The sequence below is a fragment of the Sphingomonas sp. CCH9-F2 genome (assembly GCF_001556735.1).
Lineage (GTDB): Bacteria > Pseudomonadota > Alphaproteobacteria > Sphingomonadales > Sphingomonadaceae > Sphingomonas > Sphingomonas ginsenosidimutans.
The window spans coordinates 1-5,895 of sequence record NZ_LSJO01000686.1; the positions used below are offsets into that span (position 1 = coordinate 1).

General features: G+C 70.2%; 4 protein-coding genes. 2 read left to right on the forward strand and 2 right to left on the reverse strand.

All coding sequences use genetic code 11. The features are described from left to right. The first annotated feature begins 211 nt into the window (after positions 1 to 211). On the forward strand, positions 212 to 1,333 hold the full coding sequence (locus AX685_RS19745; RefSeq protein WP_066491858.1) for a CaiB/BaiF CoA transferase family protein: 1,122 nt from the start codon (positions 212 to 214) through the stop codon (positions 1,331 to 1,333). Positions 1,334 to 1,366: 33 nt separating this feature from the next. Here the strand turns inward: AX685_RS19745 and AX685_RS19750 are convergent, their stop codons facing one another. Then, a complete protein-coding gene (locus AX685_RS19750; protein ID WP_066491861.1) occupies positions 1,367 to 2,656 on the reverse strand; it encodes a sugar MFS transporter in 1,290 nt (429 codons plus the stop codon). Between the two features lie 107 nt (positions 2,657 to 2,763). On the opposite strand from AX685_RS19750, the gene AX685_RS19755 reads away from it, so the two are divergent. Further along, on the forward strand, positions 2,764 to 3,309 hold the full coding sequence (locus AX685_RS19755) for a (2Fe-2S)-binding protein (RefSeq protein WP_066491863.1): 546 nt from the start codon (positions 2,764 to 2,766) through the stop codon (positions 3,307 to 3,309). A gap of 48 nt (positions 3,310 to 3,357) precedes the next feature. On the opposite strand, the gene putA is transcribed toward AX685_RS19755, so the two are convergent. Next, positions 3,358 to 5,895: bifunctional proline dehydrogenase/L-glutamate gamma-semialdehyde dehydrogenase PutA (putA, locus tag AX685_RS19760; protein WP_066491859.1), on the reverse strand; the 2,538-nt coding region annotated here is incomplete at its 5' end.

Below are 5,895 nucleotides of genomic sequence, written 5' to 3' on the forward strand. Positions count from 1 at the left end.
GGCGACGACCGCCCCGGCCGCAACCCGCCTCACCCCGCCCGCGCAGCGCCAGCCGGAACCACCCCCCGCCGGCACCGCGCAGGAAATCCATGCCGGCTGGATGGAGCATATCCGCAATCCCTATCGCCGGAGGTGACGACATAACTTTTGTTGTGCCGCCCGCCGCTTCGTTCTATTCCACGGGCAAGAACGACACAGCGGAGAGACAGGCGTGGCCAACGGACCCTTGCACGGCATTCGGATCGTTGAATTTGCGGGCATCGGCCCGGGGCCGTTCGCGGGCATGATGCTGGCCGATCATGGCGCCGAGGTGATCCGCATCGACCGGGGCAAGCCGGGGCTGAGCTTTTCGACCGATGCGAAGGATCCGTTGCTGCGCAACCGCCGCTCGATCGCGCTCGACCTGAAGGATCCGGCATCGGTCGCGGCGGTGCGCCGCATCGTGAAGGACGCCGATGCGATCATCGAAGGGTTCCGCCCCGGCGTGATGGAACGGTTGGGGCTGGGGCCGGACGTGCTGCTGGGCGACAATCCGCGGTTGGTATACGGCCGCATGACCGGCTGGGGCCAGACCGGGCCGATGGCGCCGCAGCCGGGCCACGACATCAACTATATCGCGATCTCGGGCGTGCTCCACGCGCTGGGCCGCGCGGGCGAGAAGCCGACGCCGCCGATCAACCTGGCGGGCGATTTCGGCGGCGGGGCGATGTTCCTGGCGTTCGGGATGCTTGCGGCGCTGCTCCACGCGCAGCGCACCGGCGAGGGGCAGGTAGTCGATGCCGCGATGACCGACGGCTCGGCGGTGCTGATGACGATGATGTGGGGGTTCCGAGCGATGGGGCGCTGGTCCGACCAGCGCGGCACCAACCTGCTCGATACCGCGGCGCATTTCTACGACACCTACGAAACCGCCGATGGCCGCCATGTCTCGCTGGGCGCGATCGAGCCGCAATTCTACGCCGGATTGCGCACCGTCATGGGGCTGACCGATCCGCGCTGGGATGCGCAGATGGACCCGCGGCAATGGCCCGCGCTGAAGGAGGAACTGACCCGCCTGTTCCTGACGAAGACACGCGACGAATGGGTCGCCACCTTTGAGGGCCACGAGGTGTGCTTCGCCCCCGTCCTCGGCTTCGACGAGGCGCTGGCGGATCCGCACAATCGGGCGCGCGGCACGTTCGTTACCGTCGACGGGGTGGATCAGCCCGCGCCCGCGCCGCGCTACTCGGTCAGCGGCACCGCCGCGCCGCGGATGCCCGGCGCGCGGGACGATGCGGCTGTCCTCGCCGACCTGGGCTTCTCCGCGGAGGAGGTGGCGGCGCTGGGTCACTGACCCTGCGCGCGCCGCCCTACTCGGTGGCGCGGATCAGCCGACCGCCACCGCCGACTTGCGCGCGAACACGCCGTAGCCGGCGATCACCGCATAGCAGGCCGCCGGCAGCACCAGCGCCAGTTGCAGGCTGTGGGTCGCGTCGGCCAGCGCGCCGGTCATGTACGGCACCACTGCACCGCCGACGATCGCGGTGGCGATCACGCCCGAACCCTCGGCCGCGCGCTTGCCCAGCCCCTCGCTCGCCAGGCTGAAGATGGTGGGGAACATGATCGCGTTCATCAGCCCGATCGCCAGCAGCGACCAGCCCGATACGAAGCCGGCGGTATTGGCGGAAATAGCAATCAGCACGATCGCGCCCACCGCCACCGTCGCCAGCACCTTGCCTGGCGATACCTTGGTCAGCACCCACGCGCCGACGAACCGCCCGAGCAGCGCGCCGCCCCAGTAGAAGGGCACGTGATCGCCCGCCGCCTTGTCGGCCAGCCCCATCACGCTCGGCTGCATCAGGTAGTTGACGATCAGCGAGCCGATCGAAACCTCGGCACCGACGTACAGGAAGATGCACAGCACGCCGACCGCGAAGCGCGGACGCGCCAGCAGCGTGAACGCACGGAGGATCGACCCTTCGTGGTCCTGTTCCTCCTGCAGGCGGTTGCGGCGCGTCCACACGACGGCTGCGATCACCAGCAGCGCGACGGCCAGGCCCAGATAGGTGTGGACGATCGTGCGCGAGCTTTCGGCACGATAGGCGTCGAGCGCCGCACCCGTCAGCGTCGCGGCGCTGACATTGGCCAGCCCGCCCAGGATCAGCGCGGACCCGGCGAGCGGGAACAGCGTGGTGCCCAGCGAATTGAACGCCTGTGCGAAGGTCAGCCGGCTCGACGCGGTCTGCGGCTTGCCCAGCAGCGAGATCAGCGGGTTGGCCACCACCTGGACGATGGTGATGCCCGCGCCGAGCACGAACAGCGCGAACAGGAACATGCCGAACGCGGCATTGGCCGATGCCGGGATGAACAACAGGCACCCCGCGGTCATCGTCACCAGCCCGATCGAGGCGGTGCGCATATAGCCGAATCGGCGCACGATCGCGGCGGCCGGCAGCGAGAACAGCGCATAGGCGAGGAAGAAGGCGGTCTGCACCAGCATCGCCGTCGCATGGTCGAGCGTGAACAGCTCCTTCAGCTTCGGGATGATGATGTCGTTGAGCGAGGTGATCCCGCCGAAGATGAAGAACAGCGCGAAAACGAAGACGCGCAGGTCCGGCGCGTCATAGCCGTGCCGGGCGTCCCCCGCGGCCGCCGCATTGGTGGTGTTGACATGCATCAGCCGCATCCTCCCTCTTTCTCGCGCTCAGGCGAACGCGGCGCCCTAGCGCGCCGCCGCGCATCGCGAAAGTGTGCAACGTTCACAAATCGTCTATGCCGGCCGCGATGACCCGGCTGACCGTCAATAATGAGGCGATCCAATACCGCCTGCCGCCCGACACCCCGCTGCTTTGGGCGCTGCGCGATGCGTCGAACCTGACCGGAACGAAATACGGCTGCGGCAGCGGTTCGTGCGGGGCCTGCACCGTCGATATCGACGGGCGCGCGGTGCGCTCCTGCCAGGTCACGCTCGGCGAAATCGAGGGGGCGTTCGTTACTACGATCGAGGGGCTGTCGCGTGAGCGCGCGCACCCGGTCCAGCTTGCGCTGATCGCGGAGGGGGTGCCGCAATGCGGCTATTGCATCCCCGGCATCGTGATGGCCGCCGCCGCACTGCTCAAGCGTGATCCGTCGCCATCGGAGGATGCGGTCGCGGCGGCGATCACCAACATCTGCCGCTGCGGCATCTACCCGCGGCTGACCGGGGCGATCCAGCGCGCCGGCCGCGCGATCCGCGGCGAGGAGACGATCCCCGCCCCGCCCCGCCCCGGCATCGAACCGGCAGAGGCGGCGCGGATCGTCCCCGCGCTGGACGGCCGATCGCGGCGTTGACCCGAGTCATCGGACCGGCACGCGCTCCGATCCGGTGTTCGAGGCACGCTACGCCATCGCCATCAGGCTGGCGTTGCCGCCTGCCGCGGTCGTATTGATCGAGGTCGATACCTCCTCCACCAGCCATTCGGCGCGATAGCCCGCCGACGCCGCCTGCGGCAGGACGATCGGCCCCGGCAGCTCGGCCAGCGCGCGCAGCGCCGCCCGGACCGCCGCGTCGTCGCCCTCGATCAGCGCACCCGCGAACGGCCCTTCACCGCGCCAGTCGTGCGCCCAGCGGATGCGATGCGCGACCGTGACGGGCAGATCGCCGAACCCGTCGCGCACCTGCGCGGCGGTCGCGACGACCGCGTCATTCCCCGCCGCCAGCGTCGCGGCCAGCTGGTCGATCAGCCCGTCCCGCGTCTGCGCCGACAACAGGATGCACCCGCGCGGGTGCAGCGCGTACAGGTTGCGCTCGCCCACCGGCCCGGCCAGTTCGGTCGTCCCGCCCAGCAGCGAATGGCGGATCGCCTCACGTACCCGCTCTGCACCCGCGGCATCGCCCGCCTCCTCCAGCCAGCGCGCCAGATCGCGCGCGGCAGGATCGGCCGCGTCCGACGCGAGCGCCGGCGGCAACGGCGCCCCCGTCACCAGCCGGCCGAGGTACAACGGCCCGCCCGCCTTCGGCCCGGTGCCCGACAGCCCGCGCCCGCCGAACGGCTGGACGCCCACCACCGCGCCGATGACGTTGCGGTTGATGTAGAGGTTGCCCGCCTTCACCCGGCTGGTCACCTGCGCGACCGTTTCGTCCAGCCGCGTATGCAGTCCGAAGGTCAGGCCGTAGCCGGTGGCGTTGATCCGGTCGATCAACCGGTCCAGCCCCGCGCGGCGGAAGCGGACGACGTGCAGCACCGGGCCGAACACCTCGCGCTCCAGATCCGCGAGGTCCGCGATTTCGATGATCGTCGGCGCCACAAACGTGCCATGCGCAGTGTCGCCGGCGGGCACGATCCGCTCGACCGCACAGCCGCGCGCGCGCATCCGCTCGACATGCGCCTCGATCGTGTCGCGCGCCTCGGCGGTGATGACGGGGCCGATATCCACCGACAGGCGGTCGGTGCGCCCGATCGACAGTTCGCGCAGCGCGCCCTTCACCATCGCCAGCGTGCGGTCGGCGATATCCTCTTGCAGACACAGCACGCGCAGCGCCGAACACCGCTGCCCCGCACTGTCGAACGCGGAGGCGATGACGTCCGCCACCACCTGTTCGGCCAGCGCCGACGAATCGACGATCATCGCATTCTGCCCGCCGGTTTCCGCGATGAACGGGATCGGCGCGCCATCGGGCAGCAGGCGCCCGGCCAGTTCGCGCTGGATCAGCCGCGCGACCTCGGTCGATCCGGTGAACATCACCGCCATCGTCTCCGGCGCGGCGACCAGCGCGGCGCCAATCGCGCCGTCACCCGGCAGCAGCTGGAGCACGTCGGCGGGCACCCCCGCCTCTTGCAGGATGGCGACGCCCTGCGCAGCGATCAGCGGGGTCTCCTCGGCCGGCTTGGCCAGCACCGGATTGCCCGCGACCAGCGCGGCAGCGACCTGCCCGGTGAAGATCGCCAGCGGGAAGTTCCACGGGCTGATGCAGGTGACCGGCCCGATCGGCCGCTGCCCGGCGCCCAGCGTGCCCCGCCCCTGCGCCGCATAATAACGCAGGAAGTCGACCGCCTCGCGCACTTCCGCGATTGCATTGGGCAGCGATTTGCCCGCCTCGCGCACGATCAGGCCCAGCAGCTGCGGCATCCGCGCCTGCATGAAATCGGCCGCGCGATCGAGGCAGGTGGCACGCTCTGCCACCGGCACCTGTGCCCAGCGCGCCGCGGCCGCCGCCGCCCGCGCCGTCGCCTGCCGCACCTGCTCCGGCGTGACCTCATACACCGTACCCACCCGGTCGCGATGGTCCGCGGGGTTCAGCACCGGCCGCGCCGCGCCCGCCGCGCCCGCGCGCCAGTCGGCGTGCGCGCCGTGCCGCATCGCCTCGCCCAGCGTCGCCAGCACGCTTTCGTCGCTGAGGTCGAGGCCATCGGAGTTGCGCCGCGCATCGTACAGTTCGCGCGGCAACGCGATCTGCGGATGCTTCTGCCCCGGCTGCGCCATCGCGCGCACCGTGGCGACGGGATCGGCGATCAGGTCGCCGATCGCCACCTCGGGATCGGCGATACGGTTCACGAACGACGAATTGGCGCCGTTTTCCAGCAGGCGACGGACCAGATAGGCCAGCAGCGTCTCATGCGTGCCGACCGGGGCGTAGATGCGGCACGGGCGGCCCAGCCGGTCGGGCCCGACGACCTCGTCGTAGAGCGGCTCGCCCATGCCGTGCAGACACTGGAATTCGTAGCGGGTGGTCGAAAACGGTTCGCCCGCCATGTGGTGGATCGTCGCCAGCGTCTGCGCATTGTGCGTCGCGAATTGCGGGAACACCGCATCCTCCGCCGCCAGCAGCCGCCGCGCGCAGGCGATGTACGCAACATCGGTATGCACCTTGCGGGTATAGACGGGAAAGTCGGGCAGCCCGTCGACCTGCGCGCGCTTGATCTCGGCATCCCAATA